The organism is Micrococcus sp. KRD077, from assembly GCF_017168505.1.
GTDB lineage: Bacteria > Actinomycetota > Actinomycetes > Actinomycetales > Micrococcaceae > Micrococcus > Micrococcus luteus.
In genome coordinates, this window is record NZ_JABFAZ010000113.1 from 1 (window position 1) to 781 (window position 781).

Sequence of the window (781 nt, forward strand, 5' to 3'; positions counted from 1 at the left end):
TGGGCTGACCCCGTTTCGTAGGTCCAGTCGTTATGAGAGTCGTCCTGTTGCCCGCGGTCGCGGGCAGGGAGACTGGTCAGATCATGACGAACAGCAGGAAGCGTCACACCCCCGAGCAGGTCGTCCGTAAGCTCGGGCAGGCCGACAGGATGCTCGCCGATGGTCAGGACGTCGCGGCGGTGTGCCGGGAGCTCGGGGTGTCCGAGCAGACGTACTACCGGTGGCGGAACCAGTACGGCGGCCTCAAGGCCGAGGACGCAAAGCGCCTGAAGGAGCTGGAGAAGCAGAACGCGACCCTGAAGCGTCTGCTCGCGGAAGCGGAGCTGGAGAAGGCCGCGCTCAAGGAGCTGGCTGAGGGAAACTTCTAAGCCCGGACAGGCGCCGCGCCGCCGTCGATCACCTCAAGGGCAAGTTGCGGGTGAGCGAACGGATGGCGTGCCGTCTGGTCGGGCTGAGCCGCTCCGCGTACCGGCGACCGCTCAAGGGCGACACGGTCGCGGACCCGGATCGGGCGCTCAGGGAGTGGCTGCGCGCCTGGGCGAAGGACCATCCCCGCTACGGGTATCGGCGGGCGTATCACGACGCCCGCGCCGAGGGGTGGGTGGTGAACCACAAGAAGATCCAACGCCTGTGGCGTGACGAAGGGCTCCGGGTCCCGCAGCGGCGTCGACGCAAGCGCGTCGGGTCCTCGACCGTCGACGCGCCGACGGCGGACGCGCCGAACGTGGTGTGGGCGGTGGACTTCCAGTTCGACGCCGACGAGCACGGACGACCGATCAAG

1 pseudogene is annotated in these 781 nt (G+C 68.4%); it reads left to right on the plus strand.

The features are described 5' to 3' along the window. Positions 1 to 83: 83 nt before the first annotated feature. A pseudogene (locus tag J1M39_RS12130) lies at positions 84 to 781 on the plus strand (transposase); the annotation flags it as partial.